This is a genomic window from Mesorhizobium sp. M7A.F.Ca.ET.027.02.1.1 (assembly GCF_004022985.1).
GTDB lineage: Bacteria > Pseudomonadota > Alphaproteobacteria > Rhizobiales > Rhizobiaceae > Mesorhizobium.
Window position 1 is genome coordinate 1 of sequence record NZ_RZOL01000025.1, and the last position, 25,278, is coordinate 25,278.

The 25,278-nt window shown below is 60.5% G+C and carries 22 protein-coding genes; 16 read left to right on the forward strand and 6 right to left on the reverse strand.

Features of this window, described 5'->3' with window-relative positions; all coding sequences use genetic code 11:
* From EN749_RS05100 to EN749_RS05110, 3 genes are all read left to right on the forward strand, one after another.
* Positions 1-790, forward strand: a 790-nt coding sequence (locus EN749_RS05100; protein ID WP_281061870.1) for a glycosyltransferase, incomplete at its 5' end; no start/stop codon positions are given.
* Position 791: 1 nt separating this feature from the next.
* The gene (locus tag EN749_RS05105; RefSeq protein ID WP_127811225.1) at positions 792-2,036 is read left to right on the forward strand and encodes a glycosyltransferase; all 1,245 of its coding nucleotides are present in this window, start codon (positions 792-794) and stop codon (positions 2,034-2,036) included.
* On the forward strand, positions 2,033-3,184 hold the full coding sequence (locus tag EN749_RS05110; RefSeq protein WP_128362674.1) for a glycosyltransferase family protein: 1,152 nt from the start codon (positions 2,033-2,035) through the stop codon (positions 3,182-3,184). The genes EN749_RS05105 and EN749_RS05110 overlap by 4 nt, the downstream gene beginning before the upstream one ends.
* 37 nt (positions 3,185-3,221) lie before the next feature.
* Here the strand turns inward: EN749_RS05110 and EN749_RS05115 are convergent, their stop codons facing one another.
* Positions 3,222-3,896 (reverse strand): class I SAM-dependent methyltransferase, encoded by a 675-nt coding sequence (locus EN749_RS05115; protein ID WP_164873903.1) that lies wholly within the window; start codon positions 3,894-3,896, stop codon positions 3,222-3,224.
* Positions 3,897-4,126: 230 nt separating this feature from the next.
* Here EN749_RS05115 and EN749_RS05120 point away from each other — a divergent pair, with 230 nt between their 5' ends.
* From EN749_RS05120 to EN749_RS05130, 3 genes are read left to right on the forward strand one after another with little or no spacing between them, the layout of a single operon-like run.
* A complete protein-coding gene (locus tag EN749_RS05120; RefSeq protein WP_127326884.1) occupies positions 4,127-6,841 on the forward strand; it encodes an ABC transporter ATP-binding protein in 2,715 nt (904 codons plus the stop codon).
* Between the two features lie 34 nt (positions 6,842-6,875).
* Positions 6,876-7,322: a cyclic nucleotide-binding domain-containing protein gene (locus EN749_RS05125; protein ID WP_127292062.1), complete on the forward strand. Its 447-nt coding sequence runs from the start codon at positions 6,876-6,878 to the stop codon at positions 7,320-7,322.
* A gap of 23 nt (positions 7,323-7,345) precedes the next feature.
* Positions 7,346-8,200, forward strand: a complete 855-nt coding sequence (locus EN749_RS05130) for an MBL fold metallo-hydrolase (RefSeq protein ID WP_127811227.1) — start codon at positions 7,346-7,348, stop codon at positions 8,198-8,200.
* A 1-nt stretch (position 8,201) separates the two neighbouring features.
* Here the strand turns inward: EN749_RS05130 and EN749_RS05135 are convergent, their stop codons facing one another.
* Positions 8,202-8,963: a polysaccharide deacetylase family protein gene (locus EN749_RS05135; RefSeq protein WP_127395732.1), complete on the reverse strand. Its 762-nt coding sequence runs from the start codon at positions 8,961-8,963 to the stop codon at positions 8,202-8,204.
* Positions 8,960-10,048, reverse strand: coding sequence for a glycosyltransferase family 4 protein (locus EN749_RS05140; RefSeq protein ID WP_127395733.1), 1,089 nt, complete (start codon positions 10,046-10,048; stop codon positions 8,960-8,962). The genes EN749_RS05135 and EN749_RS05140 overlap by 4 nt, the downstream gene beginning before the upstream one ends.
* A 92-nt stretch (positions 10,049-10,140) precedes the next feature.
* Here EN749_RS05140 and EN749_RS05145 point away from each other — a divergent pair, with 92 nt between their 5' ends.
* From EN749_RS05145 to EN749_RS05180, 7 genes are all read left to right on the forward strand, one after another.
* The gene (locus EN749_RS05145; protein ID WP_245463554.1) at positions 10,141-11,304 is read left to right on the forward strand and encodes a DUF3095 domain-containing protein; all 1,164 of its coding nucleotides are present in this window, start codon (positions 10,141-10,143) and stop codon (positions 11,302-11,304) included.
* Between the two features lie 802 nt (positions 11,305-12,106).
* Positions 12,107-13,441 carry an adenylate/guanylate cyclase domain-containing protein gene (locus tag EN749_RS05155; RefSeq protein ID WP_127811228.1) on the forward strand — a complete coding sequence of 445 codons (1,335 nt, stop codon included), beginning with the start codon at positions 12,107-12,109 and terminating at the stop codon, positions 13,439-13,441.
* Positions 13,442-13,597: 156 nt separating this feature from the next.
* Complete coding sequence (locus tag EN749_RS05160) at positions 13,598-15,469, forward strand: ABC transporter ATP-binding protein (protein ID WP_128362675.1); 1,872 nt, start codon at positions 13,598-13,600, stop codon at positions 15,467-15,469.
* Positions 15,466-17,364, forward strand: coding sequence for an ABC transporter substrate-binding protein (locus EN749_RS05165; protein ID WP_128362676.1), 1,899 nt, complete (start codon positions 15,466-15,468; stop codon positions 17,362-17,364). Before EN749_RS05160 ends, EN749_RS05165 begins: the two co-directional genes overlap by 4 nt.
* Before the next feature lie 2 nt (positions 17,365-17,366).
* Positions 17,367-18,365 (forward strand): ABC transporter permease, encoded by a 999-nt coding sequence (locus tag EN749_RS05170; RefSeq protein WP_127395737.1) that lies wholly within the window; start codon positions 17,367-17,369, stop codon positions 18,363-18,365.
* Complete coding sequence (locus tag EN749_RS05175; protein WP_127811229.1) at positions 18,362-19,543, forward strand: ABC transporter permease; 1,182 nt, start codon at positions 18,362-18,364, stop codon at positions 19,541-19,543. The genes EN749_RS05170 and EN749_RS05175 overlap by 4 nt, the downstream gene beginning before the upstream one ends.
* 206 nt (positions 19,544-19,749) lie before the next feature.
* Positions 19,750-20,229 carry a class I SAM-dependent methyltransferase gene (locus tag EN749_RS05180; protein ID WP_023809557.1) on the forward strand — a complete coding sequence of 160 codons (480 nt, stop codon included), beginning with the start codon at positions 19,750-19,752 and terminating at the stop codon, positions 20,227-20,229.
* Positions 20,230-20,356: 127 nt separating this feature from the next.
* Here the strand turns inward: EN749_RS05180 and EN749_RS05185 are convergent, their stop codons facing one another.
* Positions 20,357-21,772: an adenylate/guanylate cyclase domain-containing protein gene (locus tag EN749_RS05185; protein ID WP_127319622.1), complete on the reverse strand. Its 1,416-nt coding sequence runs from the start codon at positions 21,770-21,772 to the stop codon at positions 20,357-20,359.
* A gap of 158 nt (positions 21,773-21,930) precedes the next feature.
* Entirely contained in the window at positions 21,931-22,119 is a 189-nt protein-coding gene (locus EN749_RS38625; protein WP_245491268.1) for a hypothetical protein, read from the reverse strand.
* Between the two features lie 43 nt (positions 22,120-22,162).
* Here EN749_RS38625 and EN749_RS05190 point away from each other — a divergent pair, with 43 nt between their 5' ends.
* The 3 genes from EN749_RS05190 (at position 22,163) to EN749_RS05200 (ending at position 24,776) form a co-directional block, all read left to right on the forward strand.
* Positions 22,163-22,798: a hypothetical protein gene (locus EN749_RS05190; protein WP_245491270.1), complete on the forward strand. Its 636-nt coding sequence runs from the start codon at positions 22,163-22,165 to the stop codon at positions 22,796-22,798.
* A gap of 74 nt (positions 22,799-22,872) precedes the next feature.
* The gene (locus tag EN749_RS05195; RefSeq protein WP_128362678.1) at positions 22,873-23,397 is read left to right on the forward strand and encodes a GNAT family N-acetyltransferase; all 525 of its coding nucleotides are present in this window, start codon (positions 22,873-22,875) and stop codon (positions 23,395-23,397) included.
* On the forward strand, positions 23,397-24,776 hold the full coding sequence (locus tag EN749_RS05200; RefSeq protein WP_127811230.1) for a hypothetical protein: 1,380 nt from the start codon (positions 23,397-23,399) through the stop codon (positions 24,774-24,776). The genes EN749_RS05195 and EN749_RS05200 overlap by 1 nt, the downstream gene beginning before the upstream one ends.
* A gap of 22 nt (positions 24,777-24,798) precedes the next feature.
* Here the strand turns inward: EN749_RS05200 and EN749_RS39415 are convergent, their stop codons facing one another.
* Complete coding sequence (locus tag EN749_RS39415) at positions 24,799-24,927, reverse strand: hypothetical protein (RefSeq protein ID WP_281035284.1); 129 nt, start codon at positions 24,925-24,927, stop codon at positions 24,799-24,801.
* Positions 24,928-25,278 lie beyond the last annotated feature (351 nt).

The following is a 25,278-nucleotide window of genomic DNA, read 5'->3' on the forward strand; positions in this document are numbered from 1 at the left end:
GATGGATGCACCGCATCTGCTCGAAGCAGAGTGGGCTCGCAGGGATGTGATGCGCAAGATAGGCCTGTTCTACGACAAGGTCTGGGCCTATGGCCCGCCGGATTTCTACGACCCATTGACCGGCTTGGATGTGCCGCCGGCTGTCAGGGCAAAAATGAGATTCGTCGGTTTCCTGCAACGGAGCTTGCAGCGGAACCAGTTGCCCGGCCACCGGCCAGAGGGCGACTATATCCTGGTTACCACCGGTGGCGGCGGCGACGGGGCCGAATTGATTCACGACGTCATCGACGCTTATCAGCAGGATCCGAAATTGCAGCACAAGGCGCTGATCGTGCTTGGGCCTTACATGCCGGCTCGCAAGCGCAATAAGTTGCTGAAGAAGGGTGCCACGATCCCCTACATCAAGATTATCGAGTTCGACAACCGCATGGAAGACCTGATTGCCGGCGCCAAGGCGGTAGTGGCGATGGGCGGTTACAACACCTATTGCGAGATACTTTCTTTCGACAAGCCGGCGCTCATCGTGCCGCGCATCGAACCCCGCCAGGAACAACTGATCCGCGCGCGGCGCGCGGCCGAACTGGGCCTCATCGAAATGCTTTTGCCGGAGGAAGCCAAGGACTCCCAGCGGTTTGCCGATGCACTGGTGGCGCTGCCGAATCGGCCTCGTCCATCCCAGAGTAATCCACATCTGACCCTGGAAGGGCTCCCTCATATTTCCGAAATCGTCGCGGAACTGCTCGACCGGCAGGCTGGCCCTCACCTTTCGGTTATTGAAGGCATGAACTGAGTTGCAACATCGCAAGATCGTCGTGGTTCTGAAGGGTTATCCGCGGCTGTCGGAAACCTTCATCGCGCAGGAACTGCTCGGACTGGAGCGTGCGGGGTTCGATCTGATACTCGTTGCGCTCAGGCGGCCGACCGACGCAAAACGCCACCCCGTGCATGACGAGATCAAAGCGCCCGTCCATTATCTGCCGGAATATCTGCATGAAGAGCCGCTGCGCGTGGTTCGCTCGCTTTCTGCTTGTTTGCAGCGGCCGGGCTTCTGGCGTGCACTGGGATCGCTGGCCGTCGATATGCCGCGCGACTTTACGCGCAATCGCGCGCGCCGTTTCGGGCAAGCGCTCGTGCTAGCGGCCGAATGGCCCGAAGACGCGGTATGGCTGCATGCGCATTTCGCGCACACGCCGGCATCGGTGACGCGCTATGCCAGCCAGCTTCTTGGTCTGCCCTGGAGCTGCTCGGCCCATGCCAAGGACATCTGGACTTCGGCGGATTGGGATCTGGCCAGCAAGCTTTCCTCGGCGCGCTGGACGGTAACTTGCACGAAAACGGGCTTCGACCGTCTGAAAAAACTCGCCGACGGCAACTCGTCAGTGCATTTGAGCTATCATGGGCTCGACCTTGATCGCTTCGGCATTTTCGGCGAGGCACGAAAACAGCATGACGGCTCGGCGCCGGACGAACCGGTTATCGTTCTGAGTGTCGGGCGCGCCGTTGCAAAGAAAGGTTTCGACACCTTGCTGGAGGCCCTTGCCCTCTTGCCCGGTGATTTAGCGTGGCGTTTCGAGCATATTGGCGGCGGCGAGGAATTGGAGCGGCTCAAGGCGTTGGCGCAAAAACTCGGACTGGATGGTCGCATCTCTTGGAAAGGCGCGCTCGCGCAGGAAGAGGTGCTTGAGCACTACCGCCGCGCCGATATCTTCGCCCTGGCCTGCAGGATCACCGCAAATGGCGACCGCGATGGTCTGCCGAATGTTCTGGTGGAGGCGGCCAGCCAGCGGCTTGCCTGCGTGTCGACCGATGTTTCCGGCGTGCCGGAGCTTTTATCGCCGGATGAAACCGGGCTACTGGTTCCGACGGAAAACCCAATTGCCCTGGCACAGGCGCTGGAGCGACTGATCCGTGATCCCGTGCTGCGTGCCCGCCTCGGCGACACCGCAGAGGCGCGCGTGCGCGGCAATTTCGATCACATGGCAAGCATTGGACAGCTCAAGGAGCTGTTCGAACGGGAGTGGCGGGCCGCCGAATGAAGCGGCTGCGCGCTTTCTTCTATGTCCAGCACCTGCTCGGCATCGGCCATCTCGCGCGCTCCAGCCGCGTCGCGGCGGCTCTGGTCGATGACGGGTTTGACGTAACCATCGTCACTGGCGGAGCGCCGGTCGCGGGGTTTCCGGGATTGGGGGCAATATCTGTAACCCTGCCATCTGTTACCTCCGGTGATGAAGGATTTTCCGGTCTTGTCGACCTGCAGGGCAAGCCCATTGACGATGATTTCAAGAAACGGCGTTCAGAGATGCTGCTGCAGGCATTCCGGGATTGCAGGCCTGATATCGTCATTGTCGAGGCGTTTCCATTTGGGCGCCGGCAGATGCGTTTCGAACTCTTGCCGCTGATCGAGGCCATCGACGCGGCGTCGCCCAGACCGCTGCTGGTGACGTCCGTCCGTGATATCCTTCAGGAGCGCGTCAAGCCGGGCCGAAACGAGGAAACGGTCGATCTCGTTAACAGGCATTTTGACCTTGTCATGGTCCATGGCGATCCGGCTTTCGCAACCCTAGACAAGACATTTCCACTGGCGGGAGCGATCAGGGCCGAGGTTGCGTACACGGGGCTCGTTGCCGCGCCACCAGCGCCCGCGGCCTCCGAGCGTTTCGACGTTGTGGTGTCGGTTGGCGGCGGGGCCGCCGGAAAGAGCCTTGTCCGGTCCACCATCGCATCAGCGCGGAATGCCAACAACGCCTGGAAATGGTGTCTGATCACCGGCCCAAACCTGCCGAAGGACGAGTTTGACGCGATTACACGCGATGCCACGCCGGGCCTGTCCATCTTTCGGTTTCGCGAGGATTTCGCCAGCTTGCTGACCGGCGCCCGCCTGTCGGTCTCGCAGGCGGGTTACAACACTGTCTGCGATGTCCTGCGCGCGCGCTGTCGCTCGCTGCTCGTTCCCTTTGCAGCCGGCGGGGAAACGGAACAGACGGTTCGAGCCCTGATGCTCGAAGAACTGGGTTTGGCGACGGTTCTGAGGGAAAACGACCTGACGCCTGAGTGTCTGGCGCAAGCGATCGAACAGGCGCTTGCGGGACCGACGCCAGCCGCGCATCGTCTAGATCTGGAAGGCGCCCGTCACTCGGCGCAAATCCTGCGCGAGCGGCATCGAACCTGGTCCTCGAAATCCTAGCGCAGGTCATATCTCGGTTGGATTCGCGCAACGCGCTTCAAACAGTTCCAATCAGCATGAAGCGGGTATATTTTTTTGTCGGCAGTTCGCCGGAGAACCTGATCTCCCGTAGCGCCACCATTGCTTCGAAGGCTGCAAGCGAAGCCACGCAGTTGATGTGCGTCGGCTCGCTGAAGTAATCGTTCGATTGCAGTAGCACCTTCGTGCCCCGCGGAAGCAGGGCAAGCCAGGCACCCAGGTCGGCTATGTGTTCGCAGCTCGTATTGACCACCAGGTCGGGCCGACCGGCCGCATAGTCGAGTGCGTACATATCTTCCGTCAGCGCCCGGAAGCGGTCGCCGGCTTCCCGGTTGAGGGTCCGGGCGACCGGCCCGACTTCAGGATCGATGTCGATGCTGTCGATCGCCGCAATGTCGAAACGGGCGTCGTTGAAAAGCATTGCCGGCAATACGCCGTACCATCCGCCCAGAACCCATATGCGCCCGAACCGGCCGCCGTCGTTTTCGAACAGCTTGTCGAGCGCCCACATCTTGCAGGCGACCTGCTTGTGGTTGAAGGCGTTGGCGATATCGGCAGTCGGATACTTGGCGATGACCCGCGCCAGCCCGGCGACAAGAGGGTGGTCGACATAGGCGGCAATTCCCCGGGCGAGGTCCAAGGCTTGTTCGTGCCCGTCAATGCCGGCATTGCGTGCTTGCGTGACATCCATCATATTCGTCTTCTATGTTGGGATTTCGGGCTACACAACGCAATATTGCCTCACCCAAGGCTGTTCGACTTGCGGATGAGACTATGCCACCAGCCGTTTCGCCGTTGCACGGTCACGAAGGGGGCCGGTTGCGTCTGTCCGGACCAGCGGCGTCCATCCGCGAAGACATTGCCGATACATCGTTTGCCAGCAGGTGCTTTCACCGCCTGCTTCCTCCAAACTGACAGCCGCATATGGAACCCAGCCTAGCCCGCTATATCTGGACGCACACCCGGAAGCAGCAGATCTGGATATTGATGATCGTCCTGCTTTCGATGATCCCATATTTCATGTCCTTCGACCTGCCGAAGCTGATCGTCAACGGCCCGATCCAGGGGAAGGGGTTCGAGCAACCCGGCGCGACCCTGCCCTTCATGAAATTGCACTATAACCTGCCGTTCATTGGCGAGGTCCAGTTCTTCTCCGGTTTTCAGCTGGACCGCAAGGAGACGCTGCTTGCCCTGAGCCTTGTGTTCCTCTTGCTGGTCGTCATCAACGGCCTGTTCAAACTCTACATCAACACCTACAAGGGCCGCCTCGGCGAACGCATGCTGCGGCGTATTCGCTTCGATCTGATCGATCGTGTGCTGCGGTTTCCGCCGATTTACTTCAAGCGGGTGAAATCCGCCGAAGTGGCGACCATGGTGAAGGATGAGGTGGAGCCGCTGGGCGGCTTTATCGGCGATGCCTTCCTGCAGCCGGTGCTGCTCGGCGGCCAGGCGCTGACGGCCATGCTGTTCATCATGGTCCAGAACGTCTGGCTCGGAATGATAGCGATGGTGATCGTGATCATCCAGATCGTACTCATCCCGCGGATGCGGCGGCGGCTGCTCGTGCTTGGGCGCCAACGGCAGTTGACGGCGCGCGCGCTTTCCGGCCGGGTTGGCGAAATCGTCGACGGTATCGGCGCGGTTCACGTCCACGACACGTCGAACTACGAGCGCGCCGACATAGCTGCTAGGCTAGGGCTCATCTTCAAGATCCGCTTCGATCTTTACCAATGGAAATTCATGGTAAAGTTCCTCAACAATTTTCTCGCACAGCTCACGCCCTTTCTGTTCTACATGATCGGCGGGTATCTGGTCATAGGGGGCCGGCTGGACGTCGGTCAGCTCGTGGCGGTGATCGGAGCCTACAAGGACCTGCCCGGACCGATGAAGGAGCTGATCGACTGGGATCAGGATCGGCAGGATGTCCAGGTCAAATATCAGCAGGTCGTTGAACAGTTCACCGTCGAGGATATCATTGCGCCGGGAATCGCGGCACTGGCGATCGACGATCCCGGTCCGATGACAAACCCGCTGTCGGCGGTCGGTCTGTCCATGGCAGACGATGGCGGTGCAATGCTCCTCAACCGTGTCTCCATGCAGGTCAAGCCGGCTGAGACGGTGGCGCTGGTCAGCACCCCGACAGGCGGAGCAGAGGCGCTAGCAGAAGCCTTCGCGCGTCTGAACTGGCCAGAGAGTGGAAAGGTCGCTTCGGGCGCCGATGACCTGCTTGAACTCCCCGAAGCCGTGACCGGCCGGCGCATGTCCTACGCCTCGTCGGATGTTTTCCTGTTCCAAGCAAGCCTGCGCGATAACTTGCTCTACGGGTTGAAGCATGCACCGCTGACATCGGTGACTTATGACGGCACCGCGGCAGACCAGCAGCGCTGGAACATGGACGAGGCGCGCCGGTCGGGCAATCCGGATTTCGACGTCCACAGCGACTGGATCGACTATGCTTCCGCCGGTGCTACCGGCCCGCACGACCTCTTTGAAGCGGTGCGCCGGGTGCTCGACGCGGTTCTTCTGTCGCGCGACATTCTGGATCTTGGCTTGCGCTCTTCGGCCGACCTCACGCGTCACACGAAGCTCGCCGGGCGGATCGTCGAACTGCGTGCAGCGCTGCGAACCCGGCTCGAACAGGAAGGGCTGCGCGAACTGGTGGTTCCTTTCGAGCCGGGCGCTTACAACACGGAAGCGACGATCGGCCAGAACCTGCTTTTCGGCGCCGCCGCCGGCCCCGAACTGGCCGACAAGGCTCTGGCGGCCAATCCCTACTTTGCTTCCGTGCTGAAGCAGGCCGGCCTCGACAGCACGCTCTACGAGATGGGCATGGAGATCGCCGAACAGGCGATCGAGCTGTTTGCCGACCTGCCGCCAGATCACCAGTTCTTCCAGCAGCTCGCCTTCATGAGCGCCGAGGAGATCCCCGCCTACGAGACCTTGCTGCAGCGGCTCAAGAACCGCCCCTACGAGGCGGTTTCGGAGGCCGACCGCGCCATGATCATCACCTTGAGCTTTGCCTATATCGAGCCCCGGCACCGCTTCGGCCTGCTGACCGACGAGTTGATGAGCAAGATCGTCGCCGCACGCAACCGGTTCTATGAAAACCTGCCGCCCGAGCTGCACAACGCGATCGAACGGTATGATCCTGCCAAATACATTGCGGCGGCCACCGTCATGGACAATGTCCTGTTCGGCCGTGTGGGAAACAACCATCCCGACGCGCCGGACCGCATACGCTCCATCGTCTATGACATTCTTGACGAGCTGGGGCTTTATGCCGAGCTTCTGGATGTCGGCCTGGACTTCAACGTCGGCGCCGGTGGAAGGCGGCTGACCAGCGGACAGCGACAGAAGCTCGATGTTGCCCGGGCTCTGCTCAAGCGTCCCGATTTTCTCATTCTCAACCGGCCGCTGTCGGCGCTCGACCAGCGCGTTCAGGACAAGGTGCTGCGAAACGTGCTCGAGGAAGCCAGACGCGACGGCCATTCGCCGGCAATTGTGTGGGTCGTGACGAGTCCGGCAATGGCGATGATGTTCGATCGCGTTATCGTCTTTGACTCGGGGCAATTGGTGGAAGACGGTACACACGAGACACTTTTGGCAGAGAACGGTATCTTCAAGGAACTTCTGTCATAGTCTGGCAGACGCGAATTTAGGAAGGTTTGCGACAATGCTGCTCAAGGATGAGGTTGGAATGCTGCAACGCGTTCCCTTGTTCTCCGGCATTGAGCCGGCAAAGCTCAAGCTGCTCGCGTTCACATCCGATCGCGTGAATTACAGCGCCGGCCAGATTCTTTTCCGGCAGGGCGACGAGGCAGACGCTGCCTATGTCATCCTTTCAGGCAGGGCGGATATTCTGGTCGATTCCGACAGCGGGCCGATAAAGGTTGCCGAACTGCTGCCAAATTCGATCGTCGGCGAGATCGCCATATTGTGCAACAGCTCCCGCACTGCCACCGTCAGCGCGGCAAGTGATCTGGAGGCCTTGAGAATCCGCAAGGATCATTTCCTGAGGCTTATGAAGGAGTTCCCGGAAATGACCATCGAGATATTGCGGGTTCTTGCCGATCGGCTAAGCCATACGACCGCGGATCTGATCGACGCACGAAGCGCCTAGAGCTATGATGAGCGAAAGGTAGCATGGACGACGATTTTTTCCTGGTCAGATTTTGGGGCGTGCGCGGCAGCATTGCTGTATCCGGGCCAGAATTCGCTCGCTATGGCGGCAACACAATCTGCATTGAGATGCGATGCGGCAAGCATACGCTTCTGTTCGACGCAGGCTCTGGCCTGCGGCCTGCCGGTAGGGCGCTTCAGGCGTCGGATGTAACCGATTTCGACCTGCTTTTCACCCATTGCCATTACGATCACATCATCGGGCTGCCGGCTTTTGCGCCTATCTTCGACCCGAGCGTCAAACTTACGCTTTGGTCCGGGCATCTTGCAGGACGCATGACGACCCGGCAGATTATCGATGAGTTCATACGGCCGCCGTGGTTTCCGGTGAAAATGAACGTCTGCAAGGCAAATCTCGACTGCCGCGATTTTGTATCCGGAGACGTGCTTCGGCCGCGCGAAGGGGTGGTGGTTCGGACCGGCAGTCTCGCCCATCCGGGAGGCTGCATAGGCTACCGGATCGAATGGGGCGGCCGCGTCGTGGCGGTGATCACCGACACCGAGCACGAGCCGGACAAACTCGATCAGTCGGTGCTCGACCTGATCGAAGATGCCGACCTCGTCATTTACGATTGCACCTACACCGAGAAGGAAATGGAACGCCGCCGCGGTAACGGGCACTCGACATGGCAACAGGGCGTCAAGCTCTGTGAGGCTGCTGGTGCACGGGCGCTTGCGCTGTTTCACCACGATCCGACACGCACCGACGAGCAACTGGACGAGATGGAGAAGCTGGCCAAGGACAGGTTTGCCGGCGCTTTTGCCGCGCGGGATGGCCAGATGCTCAAATTCCCGGTCTCATCGCACAGAAAGCGCTGAGCTATTTTCCTTTACCCGCGCGGCGCCCGATCAATGTCCTGATCGGAAGCCATGCACAGGGTTCAGCCTGTGCGGTGACTGTCAACAATCGTTCGAGGAAAAGCCAGGCCGATTCATCATGTACAAGATGGTGGGTGAGCAGGCCGATCGGCTCGCCGTCGGATGCATGCTGCAAGTGTGCGATGATAGCCTGGACCAATAGACCATGATCGAGGCAGCCGCGCGTGCCATGCCAATCCATGATGTCGACATTGCTGTTGATGACCGCCAATGAAGCCGGCTTCGGCGGCCCATAGACTGACAAGGCCGCAAAACCTATCGATCCAAGGTCGGATACCACGCCGGCGTCGATCCTGTTCCATGGCGGCACCAGCATCGGAACGGCACGTGCGCCGTGCAGGCCGGTTACTCGCGACAGTCCGCGAGCCAGATCATCGAGCACCGCCTCGCGTGGCCGATGCGCGCCGAGTTCCTGCTTTTTCTGGTCCTCGGGCGCATGATTTCGGTGCGCCCAGCCATGGATCGCGACCGTGGCATGCGGGGCCTCGTCAAGCCGGGCGACAAGCTTCGCGTCGGTCAGGGCCGGAATGACGGCCAGAGTGACCGGAACCGCGAATTCACCGGTGAGGTCGAGCAGCCGATTAAGCGCAGGCGTCGGATCCACGGCGTCGTCGTCGCGCAGCCAGAACTCCGCCTTGCGGCCCGCCCGTTGCAGGCGCGCCAGCTCTTCCACCAAGGGCTGCCAGATCGGATCGGACGTCATGAGACCGGGACCTTCGCAATAAGTCCGGCCAGACGCGCAGCTGCGCCACCGAGGGAACGTTCTTCGAGAACGAAACGCCTGGCTTCCGCGGCCATGATGGTTCTTTCGTCGTCACGGGCCAGAAGCCTTTCAATGGCGGAAGCGAACGCCGCGACATCGCCCGGCGGGGTTAGAAACCCGGTCTGGCCATCCCGCACGACCTCCGGCACGCCGGCGATGTCCTGAGCCACCACCGGAAGGCCGGCGGCCTGTGCTTCAAGATAGGCAACGCCGTAGGCCTCGCCATAACCCGGCCAGACATAGATTCCCCCGGTGTAAAGGACATCCGGCACGGCGGCTGGCTCGATCGAGCCAATCCACTCGATACGATCGGCGGGCAGGTCGGCGAATTGCGCTTCGACCTCGTCGCGGGCTGGGCCGTCTCCGACGATCGACATGGTCCAGGGCAGGTGACCTATCAAGCCGAGCGCTTGCGCCAGCATGCGATAGCTGCCCAGTTTGTCGCCTGGGCGCATCATGGCGACGGTAATGAGGCGCGTCGGACAACCCCGTGCCGGGATTTCCCGGAATGCCGATGTGTCGATGAAGGGCGAAAGCATACCGAAAGCGGCCTTGGGAATAGCATCCGCCAGTCCCTGACGATCCCTTTGGGTGAAGCAGATGTTCATCGCCGCCTGTTCGATGGCTCGCGCCACCAATGCTTGGCTATCGGCCCACAAGCCGGCTTCGCGTCGCCTGGAATAGGAGGCTTCCGCTGTCACATAGGGGACAGCAAAGGCCGACGCCAGCTCCGGCCCGATCAAGTCGGGCGCCTTGTAATAAGGATGGTAGGTGAACCAGAGATCGGGCTTGCCGTCACGACCCCAAAGTTTGGTCAGCCGCGCGGCTTCCTCTGCGGCCTCGATCTTTAGTGCCTCGAAACTTTTCGACTCCGGCTGGCGTAGATAGAAGCGCAACTCAGATGCCAGTTCGACGCTATGCCCTCCGTGCTCCAGCGCTTTGACAAGCATCCGTGCCATCTGGCGGTCGCCGGAAACAACGGGATGATTGGGTGACTTCAGCGGCGCGTAGAAGGCAATTCGCATCGCGCGACCCTATCACCGGAAAGCCTGCGCAAGTCAATTTCCAAGCGTAATCGACTTCACCTTCAAGCCGTGGAATATGCTATCTAATGGCCATGGAAACAGCTGTCGCGTCCGACCCGTTTGTCGCTTCTTTGCCGGTCTTCGCAAAGTTCGAAAGCGTTGCCGACATCGATAACTATCGGCCCCTCCCCGATGGCTGGGCGCTGGCCACTGCCGACATTGTCGGCTCGACCAAGGCGATCGAGGCGGGGCGCTATAAAACCGTCAATATGGCCGGCGCAAGCGTCATTTCGGCGCTGCTCAATGCGCTGGGTCGGCAAGACCTGCCCTTTGTCTTCGGCGGCGACGGCGCGCTCGTGGCGTTTCCCGGCTCGGCGCTGGAGATTGCCCGCAACGCGCTGGCGGCCGTGCAAAGGTGGGTGGCGGACGAACTGGGCCTTACCTTGCGCGCCGCGATCGTGCCGATAGGGGACATAAGGGCGCATGGCCTCGACGTTCGCGTGGCGAGGTTCCGGGCTTCCGAAGCGGCCTTCTATGCCATGTTCGCCGGCGGTGGCGGCAGTTGGGCGGAAGCTGAGATGAAAGCGGGGCGCTACCGCATCGATCCTGCGCCGGCCGGCGCGCGGCCGGATCTGACCGGCCTCTCCTGCCGTTGGAACCCGATCGAGGCCCGGCATGGCGAAATCGTCTCGATCATAGCCACACCGGGGGCGTCGCGCGACTTGCGCGGGTTTCAGTTTCTGGCTTCCGACATCATCGCCCTCGCCGGCAGGCAGGAGCGCGATGGCCACCCGGTGCCGGTGGACGGCCCGGGCTACAGTCTGCTGCCCGCCGGCCTGGATGTCGAGGCGCGGGCGATGGCCCCGGCAGGATGGCGGTGGCGGTCGAAGCTGTGGATCGTGTTCCTGATGACGCTTACGGCTGCAACCGATCGATTTGGCTGGACGATTGGCCGTTTCGATCCGAAGGTCTACAAACGCGAGGTGGCCAGCAATTCGGATTTCCGAAAGTTCGACGACGGCTTGAAGATGACCATCGACGTTGACGCGGATGTGCTGCATCGGATCCAAGACCGGCTGAAGCAGGCGGAAGAAGCGGGCATCTGCAATTATGGCCTGCACCGCCAGAAGTCCGCCTTGATGACCTGCCTCGTCATCTCGCCGCTGCAGCGCGATCACGTTCACTTCATCGATGGCGCCGCCGGCGGCTACGCGATGGCTGCCGCAAGCCTGAAGGCGAAGGCGCAGGTCTGCTGACTGCTTGCGGAATTCGAGTTCCGCAATATGCCCTCACTCATGGTTCTTGGCACCGGTGAGCCTCGCCATGGGAGCGGGTAACCTGTCCGAATTGACGGGAAAGCAGATTTTTTGGACGCCTCACGATATGACCGTCTTCTTAACCGGATTTCGAGGCGCGCCGCGCATGTCAGCGTGATCGGGCTGGCTATGCTGGGTTGCCGCTGTCGGTTGCGATCGCACGCGCCGGGTCCCCGGTTTTCCGGCTTCGACATCGAAACCCGGAAGGTCGAGAGCCTGAACAACGGCCAATCCTCCTTGAGGCAGTGACGTCGACAGCCCTTGCCGACCGGGCGGTTCCGCGCCACTGCGGATTTGTCGAACTAGCCGTCTGCGATGCCATCATAATCTGCGTTCCGACACCGCTGACGAAACACCGGAAGCCCCGAAGGATTCGATGCTGTCGTCGTGGCAACCGGCCACGACGCGATCGACTATCAGGCGATCGCTGATCACGCTCCTCTGATCGTCGACACACGCAATTTTTTTGGCCATCTCGGGGTGCCCAAGAGACAGTGGTGAAGGCCCGACGGTGTCTGAGACGGCGAATTCTTTGCCCGATGTCAGGATCGAGATTGCACTCCGCCGGAAGCCTCGCCACATAGGGTTCCAGGTGATAGATGCTGTTTTACGCCTGCTTCCTTCCTGCAAGGAGTTATTTAGGAAATTCTTCGCCGGCTTTCGTCGCCGAAGCCGGCTTCACTGACTTCGATTGTGTGGCGGATCAAAGGAGATGGCTCGTCTTCGACGGGTTTGAGATGGCATGAGCACAGCGCAAGCAGAAATTTCCACCATTCTCATGGATAAAGTTGCCGACTGGCTGAGCCAATCGGCGCTGGCGGGCAACGACCTGGAAACATTGGTAAAGGGCTTTTGTGAACGGCTGGCTGCTGCCGGCCTGCCGCTGAAGCGGGTGCATTTGAGCTTTTCGATGCTTCATCCGCTTTATGACGCGCTTGGTTTTACCTGGCTTCGCGGCCAGGGCCTGGAAGTGGAAGGCTTCCGCAGTGAGAACGGCGTTCATTCCGACAGATTCCTGACCAGCCCATATTACCATCTGCTCAGCAACAAGCTCGACCACCTGCGGCGCCGGCTTGACCCGTCGGTGCGGTCGGAGTTTCCTGTTTTCGACGACCTCAGGCGTATGGGCGTCACCGATTACATGGCTTTCGTGCACCCCTTCAACGGCGATACCAGCCAGGGCATGATGGGGTCGTGGTCGACCGACAGTGCGTCTGGCTTCAGCGACGGCATGATTTCGGCGCTACTGCGGATCCAGAACTATCTCGCTATCGCCACCAAGATGGCGGTGCTCACCAAGCTCGCCGACAACATGATGACCACTTATCTTGGCGGCGACGCCGGCAGGCGTGTGCTGGACGGCCAGATCAAGCGCGGCGAGGGTGACACAATCCGGGCCGCATTGGTCATGGGCGATATGCGCGGGTCGACAAGGCTTGCCGAAACCTCCGGTCGCGAAATCTACATCGATACGCTGAACCAGTTTTTCGATGCCATCGCTGCGCCTTTCAATCGCAAAGGCGGGCAGATCATGAGTTTCCTGGGTGATGGCTTCATCGCCGTCTACCCCTGCGAAAGGCATCGCTCGCAGTCCGAGATCGCCTGCCAGGCTGCTCTTGCGGCAGCGCACAAGGCCAGCGCGCGCATGATGGAACTCAATCTGCGCAGAAAGGAGCAGGGACTGGGCGACATAAAGTTTGGTATCGGCCTGCATGTCGGCAATGTGATGTTCGGCAATGTCGGGCTTACCGACCGGCTGACATTCTCTGTCTTCGGCTCGGCTGTAAACGAGGTCCAGCGTCTCCAGACCCTGACCAAGAAATATCCGCACAGCGTTCTCGCCAGCAAGGACTTCGCCAGCTATTGCGGCGACAACAGTTGGCTGACGCTCGGCACGGAGGAACTGGCGGGTATCAAGCAGAAGCTGACGGTGCTTTCACCCGATTTGTCGGGTGCTCTCGCCCTCGATGAAGACGCTGCGCCGATTCACGACCGGATATCGGACGCCGAGCAGGTCATGCTGCTTCATCGCGATGCCGCGCGGTTGTCGGCAAGCGACCGGAGGAAGCTCCAGTAACCGACACGATCCGGTCCGAAAGCCTTGGTGTGCAGCCCGGTCGCCGGTTCCGTCGCGGAATTCGATTCGAATCCAAGTTGCTCTAGGCTGGCAATACGCTAGTCTCGCTTTTGGGTCTGCCGCCCGGCAGACTGCCAGAGTGGGGCTGGTGTGAGGATGAATTCGGGCATTGATCTGCTGCGGATCGAGGATCTTGGCATCTCTTTTGCCATGATCGGGGGACCGTTGCATGCCGTCAGGCGCGCAAATCTTCGCGTCCTGCCCGGCAAGGTTACCGCGCTTGTGGGCGAGTCCGGTTCCGGAAAATCGGTTCTCAGCCAGGCAGTGATGGGCATTTTGCCGAATACGGCCCATGTTCGCGGCCGTATCCTGTTTTCTGATCCTGAAAAGCCCGGAACGACGCAGGATATCCTGCAGATGCAGCGTGACGGAACCGAAATCCGGGCGTTGAGAGGCAGTCGCATCGGCAAAATCTTTCAGGAGCCGATGACATCGCTGTCGCCGCTGCACACGATCGGCAACCAGGTCAGCGAATCCTTGCAGATTCATACGCCTATGGCTCGGGCGGAGCGCAAGGCGCGGACCGAGGAAATGCTCGGCCTTGTCGGATTTCCCAATCCCAAGCGCGCCTACGACATGTATCCATTTGAACTTTCGGGAGGATTGCGGCAACGCGCCATGATCGCCATGGCGCTTATCTGCCGGCCTGCTTTGTTGATCGCCGACGAGCCGACGACGGCGTTGGACGTCACCATCCAGGCGCAAATCCTGCAATTGCTGCGCGGGCTTCAGACCAAGCTGAACATGGCGATGCTGCTGATCACGCACGACCTCGGCGTGGTCGCCAATGTCGCCGACGAGGTGGTGGTCATGTACCATGGCGAGATCATGGAAATGGGGCCTGTCGAGGCGATATTCCGCCGGCCGGGCCACCCTTACCTGAAGGGCCTGATGGCAGCCGTTCCGCATTTCGACCTGAAGCCTGGTGAAAGGCTAAAGGCGCTTCGCGAGGTGCCGGTGAACGTTGGGAACCTGCTCGGCAAGCAGACTGCGCCGGCATCGAAGGGGCCGGAGGACATTCTGCTTTCGGTGAGGGATCTGACAAAGACCTTCACCACCCGCAAGTCCGGATGGTTCAGCGGGGGTCATCAAACCTCTGTTCGCGCCGTGGACGGCGTGAGCTTCGACATCAGGCGGGGTGAGTGTCTGGGTCTGGTCGGCGAAAGCGGCTGTGGCAAAACAACCGTCAGCAAGATCCTCATGCGGGCCATCACCCCCAGCGGCGGTTCTGTGATCTTCAACGGCCGCGATGGACCGACCGACGTCCTGGGCGCAGAGGGAGATGCCCTGCGCATATTGCGCGCGAAAATCCAGATGGTCTTCCAGGACCCGGTTTCGTCGCTTTCACCTCGCATGACGGTGGAGAACATCTTGAGCGAGCCGCTGGAGATCCATCAACGTGGCAATGCGGCGTCCCGACTCGCCACGGTCAAGAGCCTGATGCAGGCAATCGGGCTCGATCCGCGCTTCATAAAGCGCTATCCGCACAGTTTCTCCGGCGGGCAACGTCAGCGCATCGGCATCGCGCGTGCGTTGGCGCTAGGGCCCGAACTCCTGATCTGCGACGAGCCGGTTTCGGCGCTCGATGTCTCTGTCCAGGCGCAGATCCTGAATCTTCTGAAGGACCTGCAAAAAGAACTGGGCCTGACCTACCTGTTCATATCCCACAATCTGGCGGTGGTGGACTACATGGCAGACCGCATCGCGGTGATGTGCGGCGGGCGTATCGTCGAGCTTGCGCCGCGCGAAATTCTGCTCAGAAAACCAATCCACCCCTACACGCGCTCCCTGGTCGCCGCGGTACCTTTCCCCGATCTCGACAGGCCGATGGATTTCAAGACGCTGAAGCTCAGCGGAGCTTCCGACACCAGCGCATGGGGACCGCAATTCCGCGACGAGGGCGATCTTGGCGGTGGCCACCTCGTGCTGGCGAGACATTCGGCCGATATCAGTGAGTTACGCCATTGATCAGCCGGCGCACCGTCCTTGGTCTCATGGCTTCGGCATTTCTGCCAGGGACGTCGCGCGCCGGCGATCTGGAGCCGGAATTTCTTCGGCAACAACTGACGGTCAAGGCGCTGCCGACACTCGCTGAGCGCCTGCCCAAGAGTCCGCGCGCGCTGAATCTCGCTGCAATGGGCCGGCTGCCCGGCCAGTATGGCGGCACGCTGCGGACAATCATCGGCAGCCAGAAAGATATCCGGATGATGACGATCTACGGGTATTCTCGCCTGGTCGGCTATGACGAAAAGCTCAACATGCAACCCGACATTCTCGAGCGTTTCGACGTGGCGGATGATCGCGTCTTCACCTTCAAGATACGGGAAGGGCACAAATGGTCTGACGGCAGCCTGCTGACGCCGGAGGATTTTCGCTATTGTTGGGAAGATGTCTGGCTGAACGACGAGCTTTCGCAAGGCGGGCTCGCCCCCGCCCTGCTGGCGGACGGCAAGCCGCCACGCTTCGAGATCGTCGATCCGTTGACGGTCCGCTACAGCTGGGATGCGCCCAATCCAGACTTCCTGCCCAAGCTCGCTGCCGCTTCGCCGCTATCGCTTGTCCTGCCGGCCGCCTATCTCAAGCAGTTCCACAAGAAATATCAGGATTCATTCCGGCTCGCCGGCCTGATGAAGGAGAACCGGACCCAGAAATGGACGCTCCTGCATATCCGCATGTCGCGGCAGTATCGCCCGGAGAACCCGGAACTGCCGACGCTCGACCCCTGGCAGAACCGGACCAAGCCGCCGGCCGAGCAATTCATCTTCGAGCGCAACCCGTTCTTTCATCGAATAGACGAGAACGGCCGGCAACTGCCCTATGTTGACCGGATCATCATGAATGTCAGCTCATCGGCGATCATCTCCGCCAAGACCGGTGCGGGCGAGAGCGACCTGCAATGCATGGGAATTGACTTCAGCGACTACTCCTTCCTGAAAGACGCGGAGAAGCGCTATCCGGTGAAGATGCACCTGTGGAAACGTACACAGGGTTCTCGGCTGGCGCTGCTGCCGAATCTGAATTGCGCCGACCAGGTGTGGCGTGGCCTTCTGCGTGACGTGCGCGTGCGCCGCGCACTTTCGCTCGCCGTGGACAGGCGCGAGATCAATATGGCCGTGTTCTACGGATTGGCGCAGGAAAGCGCCGATACCGTATTGTCCGAGAGCCCGCTCTACCGGCCGGAATTCGCTAAAGCTTGGGTTGCCCATGATCCCGAGCAGGCCAATGCACTGCTCGACGAGGTCGGGCTTCTGGCACGTGACGATGACGGCCTGCGGATACTTCCCGATGGACGCTCTGCCCAGATAATCGTGGAAACCGCCGGCGAAAGCACACTGGAAACCGACGCGCTCGAACTCATCACCGATCACTGGCGAAAGATCGGCATCGCCCTGTTCATCCGGACTTCGCAGCGCGACATCTTCCGCAGCCGCGCGCTTGGCGGCCAGATCATGATGTCGATGTGGTCGGGCATCGACAATGGCGTGCCGACCGCCGACATGAACCCGAGCCAGCTGGCCCCCACCATCGACGATCAACTGCAATGGCCGCTCTGGGGTGCTCACTACTTGTCTCACGGCAAGATGGGCGAGGCGCCCGATCTTCCTGAAGTGATCGAGTTGATGGCTTTGCTCAAGCGCTGGAACGCATCGACCGAAGCGACAGAGCGCGTCGAAATCTGGAATTCGATGCTGTCGATCTACACCGATCAGGTGTTTTCGATCGGGACCGTGAACGGAACGCATCAGCCGATTCTGGTGTCCTCACGGCTGCGCAATCTGCCTGACAAGGCGCTCTTCGGCTACGATCCGACCGCCTATTTCGGTGTCTACATGCCGGATACATTCTGGCTTGGAGAGTCCTGAGCGTGCTTCGATATATTGTCTGGCGCATTACTGTGATGGTTCCAACGCTGCTGGTGATATCAGCGCTGGTGTTCACGATCATCGAACTTCCCCCCGGCGACTATTTCGACAGCTATGTCGCCGAGCTTCGGGCACAGGGCGAAGGGGTGGATTCCGATCGCATCGAGATGATGCGCAAGGAATATGGTTTCGACAAGCCGCCGATCATTCGCTACTTCTATTGGGTCGGCGGGATGCTGCACGGCGATTTCGGCTATTCCTTCGAGTATGAGCTGCCGGTTCGCGACGTCGTCGGGGACCGAATGTGGCTGACTGTGCTGGTTTCCTTCGTCACGATCATCTTCACCTGGCTCATCGCCTTTCCGATCGGCATGTACTCCGCGACGCATCAATACAGTTGGGGCGATTACGGCCTGACCTTTTTCGGCCTCCTGGGCCTTGCCATTCCGAACTTCATGCTGGCGCTGATCCTGATGTATTTCGCCAACATCTGGTTCGGCACGTCCCTCGGCCATCTCATGGACCCGCAATATCTCAGCGAGCCGATGAGCTGGGCCAAGGCGAAGTCGATACTCGCCCATCTCTGGATCCCGGTCTTAATCATCGGCACCGGCGGCACGGCAAGCATGATCCGGCGGCTGCGCGCCAATCTGCTCGATGAGCTACACAAGCAATATGTGGTGACCGCACGCGCCAAAGGCCTTCATCCGTTCAGGGCTCTGGTCAAATATCCGCTGCGCATGGCGCTCAATTTCTTCATTTCCGACATCGGCTCTATCCTGCCGGCCATCATCTCCGGCGCCGAAATCACGGCGATCGTGCTGTCTTTGGAAACGACCGGGCCGATGCTGATCAAGGCCTTGCAAAGCCAGGACATGTATCTGGCGGGGTCGTTCCTGATGTTCCTAGCCTTCCTGACAGTCATCGGTGTCCTGATTTCCGACCTGGCGCTGGCGGTGCTTGATCCACGAATTCGTTTGCAGGGCGGCAGCACCAAATGAAGACGGATTCGCCGCTCCCCGCTCCGGGTGCTCCACTAGAACACTACGTTTCCAGCGCGCCCTTTGACCTGCAGTCGGTCGAGGCGATGACGGCGGAGCAGTCGAAGGTCTTTCAGGCGTCGCAGTTGCGGTTGATGTGGTGGAAATTCCGCATGCACCGGCTTGCCCTTGTATCCGGCATATTCCTGATAGTGCTTTATTTCGGGATACTGATCTGCGAGTTTCTGGCGCCCTACAATCTGCACACGCGCAACATGGACTATATCTATTCGCCGCCGCAGCAGGTGCACCTGTTCCACAACGGCGAGTTCGTCGGGCCGTTCGTCTATGGCCGCCAGATGACGCTGGACATGGACACGCTCAAGCGGAACTACATCGACGACCCGGGCGATGTTCAGCGGGTCCGTTTCTTCTGCAAGGGCGACAGTTACCGGTTCTGGGGCCTGATCGAAGGTGACAGGCATTTTGTCTGCGCTGCCGAAAACGGCCAGCTCTTTCTGGCCGGCACCGACAGGCTGGGGCGCGACGTGCTCTCGCGCATGATCTATGGCGCACGCATTTCACTGACAATCGGCCTCGTCGGCATCAGTTTCAGCTTCCTGCTCGGCATCGTCATCGGCGGACTGGCCGGTTATCACGGCGGTATCTTCGACCTGATCGTTCAACGGATAATCGAAGTCCTGCAATCGATTCCCAGCATTCCGCTATGGCTGGCCCTGGCGGCGATCATGCCGATAACCTGGAGTCCGATCCTGATCTATTTCGGCATCACCGTGATCCTCGGAGTGCTCGACTGGACCGGACTGGCGCGGGCCGTGCGTTCAAAGCTTCTGGCCTTGCGCGAAGAGGATTACGTTCTGGCCGCGCAATTGATGGGCGCCGGGAGCAGCCGCATCATCGGCCGGCATCTCATTCCCGGCTTCATGTCGCATCTGATCGCCACGGCGACGCTCTCCATTCCCGGCATGATCCTGGGTGAGACGGCGCTGAGCTTCCTCGGGCTCGGCCTGAGAGCGCCGATAACCAGCTGGGGCATCCTGCTCACCGAGGCGCGCAGCGTCAGCGTGATCGCATTCTATCCATGGCTGCTTTTGCCGATGCTTCCCGTCATTCTCGTCATCATGGCGTTTAACTTCCTCGGTGACGGCTTGCGGGACGCCGCAGATCCCTACAAATGAGTTGTTATTTTGCCGCGCGCCGTGCCGCCTATTCCACCCGGTATGATCCTGCCGGCTGCCTGTACGGTTGTTGCAGTGTTCATGGTCCGCCTCTATATGTGCCGACACGTGATCGAGTTTCGCACTACGCCTTCGGGATTCACCCGTGAACAGTTCTTGTCGGCGGCATTGACGATCTCTTTCTGGTTCAGGACACACAAAAGCATATGAGTCGCCTCGAGAATTTCATCAGCAGGATGACCGCACAGCGCGACATTCTCGACCAAGTCTGCGTCGAGGTGGCGAAGATGGAGGGGCTTGTACTCGAGCTCGGCCTCGGCAACGGTCGGACGTTCCACCATCTGCGCGAGCGCCTGCCCGGGCGCCGGATCGTGGTGTTCGACCGCGAAGTCGGCGCACATGCCAGCTCAATTCCCGAAGCCGAAAACCTCGTGCTCGGCGAAATACGCGAGACGGCCCGCAAGTTCATTGGCATCGAAGCCGCCCTTGTACATGCCGACATCGGCACCGGCTATGACGATCGGGATGCAGTGACTGCTACCTGGCTTCCCGATCTGATTGCGAGCCTGCTTCGGGTCGGCGGCTTCGCGGTCAGTGGCACGCCGCTCGATCACCCGCTGCTGCAACGCCTCCCGGCGCCGACTTCAGAGCCCGCCGATCGTTATTTCCTCTGCAAGCGCGTGTGAGCGGCCGAGAGCGCCTCATCTTTTCACGCAAACGCTGCTCTACTGCAATTCCAAGGGAAAGTGCTACGCGTTTTTCCCGAAAAACCGTTTACACTTTCCCTGGGATTGCTCTGGACGGCCCAATTGCTCAGGGGATTGTATACACCGCGATCTCCCGCTCGATGCCGCGCAGCGAGACTTCGTGAGGCACGGGCGTCAGAGCGTTCCTACGCAACAGATCGGCGGTGAGATTGTCGTCGACCACCGCGCGGGTTGCGAAGATAGCCTGTGCGTTGGCCAGGTTCTGGACCCGTGAAGCAATGTTGACCGTCTGGCCGAAATAGTCCTGTCGCTCGTTCATGGACACGGCGATGCAGGGGCCGGCATGGACACCGATCTTGAGCAGCAGATCCTCGCGCCCGCTTCTGTCATTGAGCGCACGCATGGCATCACGCATCCTGAGGGCCGCAGCCATCGCGCGATCAGGCGTCGCGAATGTCGCCATCACCGCATCACCGATGGTCTTCACCACCGCGCCTGCCTCCGCCGCGACGATCTCGTGCAGAACCTGGAAATGCACGCGCACGAGATCGAAGGCTGAAAGGTCGCCCACCCGCTCGTAAAGCGCGGTCGATCCGCGCAGGTCGGTGAACAGGAAGGTGAGGCTGGTGATCTTCAGGCGCTGGTTGATGTCGAGCGTATCCGTACGATAGAGGTCGCGGAACGTCTGGTTGGTGAGCAGGCGCTTGGCGGTCAGAAAAGGCCGGCGTTTGCCCAGGAGATTATGCAATGCCTCGCCGGCGATGAAGACTGCCGGCAGCACGCGGGTGTCGGTCCTGTTTTCCAGCGAAATACGCAGCGGACCGGGTTGCATTTCCAGTGTCTGGTTCTGGACATGGTCGCGGTCGAAAGCCAACGACAGGCTTCGCCGCTCTTTTGTTGGTTCGCCCTTCGCGTCGATGAACTGCGCTGAATGGGTGACCGGCTCGAAGACGATGATGAATTCGGACGGAAGCTGTATGGGCAGAACGGCCTTTTCACCCGGCGCCAGCTCGATATCCTCCAGCGAGAACGCTTCTATGTTTTTCGCCAAACCCTCTTCCGGCAGATCGACGCCGGATCCCCAGTAAATCTGGCGAAAATATTCCACCAATGGCAGTTCGTGTGGATTGTGGGCGGCAATCCTGCGCACGCGAGGGCTGACGGTGAATGTCACCTCGACCATCTCATCGAGGGTCGGCGAATAGCCTTCGGAGCATAGCGCACAGGTGTATTCGTCCTTCTGCAGGGTTTTCAGCGTAGCGTTGGTGTCGAGCACGCCGCCACAGCCGGGGCACAGAACATTCCATGAAATGTCGAAGATGCCCACCCGCGCCGCATGGAGGAAGGCGCTTATGGCGCGTTCCTCGTCGAGGCCATGCTTGCTGGCGAAAGCCGGCACATTGATGCGGCAAAGTTCATGATCCTTGCCTTCCGCGATGGTCCGCCGGATCGCGTCGATTGCCTGGGGATCGACATCGGTCGATTGCCGCAAAAGCGAGAACAGATCCTGAATTTCGGTCATCGTGCAGTCTCCGGAAAATGCACCCCCGAGGTGGTTGACCGGAACCGGTCTTCGTTCCGAGCGCTCCATCTTACTTCGAAACGGATCGTACGGCCATTCGAATGGAAAAGCCCGCCGACGTGTCAATCCGTCGGGATTTTCACCGATCCCAAGCGGTACTATGGTGGGTCCATGGGGTATTCATCTTTGGGACTTTCTCCCGCGCCGACACCCGACAACCCGCCATTTCCCGCGGCCTTGCGGCTTTTCTCGGCGGGGATCATCATCGTCCTGATCGTCGGCGCCGGCCTTTTTTTCGCGCCTGCGCTGGTCAGGCCGCGCTGGCCTTGGGCCGTCACGCCGTTCAACGCCCGCTTCCTCGGCGGCTTCTACACCGCCGAAATGGCCGTGATGGCGGCGCTGCTGGTCTGGAATCGCTGGTCGCCAGGCAGGCTAGTGCTTGTCATGGCCTTCATCTTCACCGTCATCGTTTCGGCGGCTTCGTTCATCAATCTCGGCTATTTCAACTTCGAGCGGAAAGCGCCCTGGCTCTGGTTCTTGGTCTATCTTGCTTCGGTCGCGGTATCCGGGCTGTTCCTGTTACGGGCCGGGGGCCGTCCTTCCGCAAAGGGCGTGACCTTAAACTCTGCATGGCGCGGCTATATGTCGATGGAAATGGCGATCCTTGGGCTTTATGGCGTCGGTCTGTTGCTGTTTCCCCTGACATTCGGCGGCTTTTGGCCGTGGCCGATCGACGCCTTCCACGCTCAGGTTTACAGCGCCATCTTCCTCGCCGGAGCGGGCGGCACATATCTCGTCTGGAAAAGCGCGCCGCACGAAGAGTTGCTGGTGCTCGGTCTGGCGCAGTTTCTGGTCGGCTTGTTTGCCATCCTTGGCCTTGTCATCACCGAGGCCGTAATGCACCGGATCGACTGGACGGCGACGGGAACATTGTGCTGGCTCGCCCTTTTCGGCTGGATCGGAATCAGCGGCATCTTCAAACTCTACGCCGTCTCCCGGTACTTCAGCGCGCAATCGGCATCATAGGATGATGAGATGGCTGGATTTTCAGATGATGTCCGGTGCATCGTGCCGGGCCTATTGCCTTTGCCGGGAAAGCCATGACCAGCACGACCTCGCCATTCCCAAAGAAAATCCAGCCGCAACTCCGGGCCATTCGGCCAAGCGATGCGGAGGCGCTTTGCGCCATCTTCAACATGCCGGGCTTCCGCTGGGGCACGCTCAGGGTGCCATTCGAGATGGTGGAGCAGATAGAACGGCGTATCACCAAGTCCGGCCAGGAAACCACCTGGATCGTTGCCGAGCTGGACGGCAAGGTCGTCGGCCATGGCAGCCTTGTCGTGCAGGGTTCGCCGCGCCGTTCGCATATCGGCGAGATCAATATCGGCCTTGACGATGGCTTTGTCGGCAAGGGTATCGGCTCTGCCATACTTGGCGCGCTGCTTGACGTGGCCGACAACTGGCGCGCCCTGAAGCGAGTCGAATTGACCGTCTATGCCGACAATGAACCGGCCATCCGCCTCTACACAAGCCACGGCTTCGAGGTCGAAGGCCGGCATGTGAAGGCCGGCTTTACCGAAGGACGGTATCACGACCTTCTGAGCATGGCCCGGCTGCGGTTCTGATGACCAGGGACTTTGATCCGACCCTTAAGGCTCCGGTGGATGTTCTGGCAGTGCTATCACTGCTCTGCCCGGAAGTCGTGCGTGATATCGAGCAGAACTGGAATGCACCGGTTTCCGAATACGCCCGCCATCTGTGGCGGCCGGTGGCAAGACCTGCTTCGGGTCCGGCGATCGCTGCCCGTTCGATCCTGCTTGATATACTGCATCAGCGCCTTGATTTGATCATGCAGCCTGAAGAGGTCGGCAAGGCCCTTGAAGAATTCGACCACAGACCGGTGATCCAGTCCGGCCTACACTGCCTGCTGCTGATGGACAGGATCACCTTCGATGCCCTCCTGTTTGCCTGGCTCGGCGCGGTCGAAAACGGGCTGTCGGCGTTCGTCGGCTTCATGGGAACGACGATGACCATGGAGACAATTGGCCGGGAGGGGCCGGGATGGCTCGATGTCGGCGACGACAAGGTCAACTTGTTTGGCATGGGGCGCCACAAACTATGCCGCAAAAGCGCCTGCGCGGCCGGCCCGGTCACCCTCAACAAGCGGGCGCTCGAAGCGGTGGGCGACGAAACGGATGCCAGCCGCTGGCTGGGCACACTGCTCGCCAGCCAGGACAAGGTGTTTGGAACCGCCGCCGATGCACTGACAGACCTCAACGAGGATCTGGTCGCCGATTGGGATCGTTCTGGCATGGCTCGGCCGGTGTTCATCGATGACCGGCTCGCGGCTTCCGTCGTGGCGCGGCATCTGGACCATGACGGCAGCCTTCTTTCCAAGCTGCTCCTTGAGCCCGCAAGGCGTCAGCGTCTCGAACGTACCCTGCAAGAGACCGAATCGGGCCCATTTGGCAGATTCCTGCCCAATGCCACGGCCTATTTCTGGGGCATTCGCGAGGAGCGCGTGCGCAAGCTTGTTTTCGAGAACGGGCACCTGATCGAGCCTGAAAGGCCGAACGGTCTTTCCATCCCGTTCGAGCGGGCGCATCTCAAGCAGGCGCTGCTGGAGGGCGTGCTGCTGCCGAACTTGTTCTTGACGTTCCTCGTTCTTGCCATATTGCCGCGCGTGCGGGTCGTGGGCGGCCTGAGGCAGATCGGTTATGTAGCGCTTTTCCACTCGATCCTGCTGGCTGCGCTGGATGAAACCGCGCCGGAAGAGCGCGGTCTGGCTGCCGAGTTGCAGGTTCGGGAAAATGCCTGGGGCACCCGGGTCATCGATGAAAAAATGTCGGTCCGCGAACAGGTTGCCGGCCTGCCGGCAGGGAGGCTGTTTCCTGACCTGCTCGGGCACTACCGTTCGCACACTTTTGCCGAGACGACCGACGACCTGAAACTGGTTCGTGAAAACGCCCGATGGCGCAAGATCGGCCGAGCCTTTGGCGTCTGATCCGACCGCATGCCCTCATTTGTCATTGCACTATTCCGGCCTTGCGGAGCCCGTCGATCATGAGTTCGAAATCGGCATGGTTCTTGTAAGGCAAGACTTTGCGACGGTATTCCAGCGAATAGTCAGGATTGACGCGAGCAGTTCCTGCCATGCCGCCCACGCGTGCCGAGATCGCTGACCGAGAGGTCGAGACTCGCCTTGACCTAGCGATAGGCGTTCTCGGACAGGCAGATGGCGCCGGGCGCCGCGACGCCCTCCAGACGCGAGGCGAATCTTCGTCCGCGCTGGCGACCGGCTGTATCCAACCACATCTGCAGCCAGGATTGCGACTAGTCTGCGATTCTCGCTCAAAGTCCGTCTCCTCATCTCCATGATAGCAGGAAGACGGAGGGGCGAAGAGAGAACGTCGCAACGACGGCCAAGCAGCCGTCCGAATCGGCAACGCTCCGCCACCGGACCCACGGATGCCCATTTGCTGCCGCTTGCCGGTTGACGGCTATCG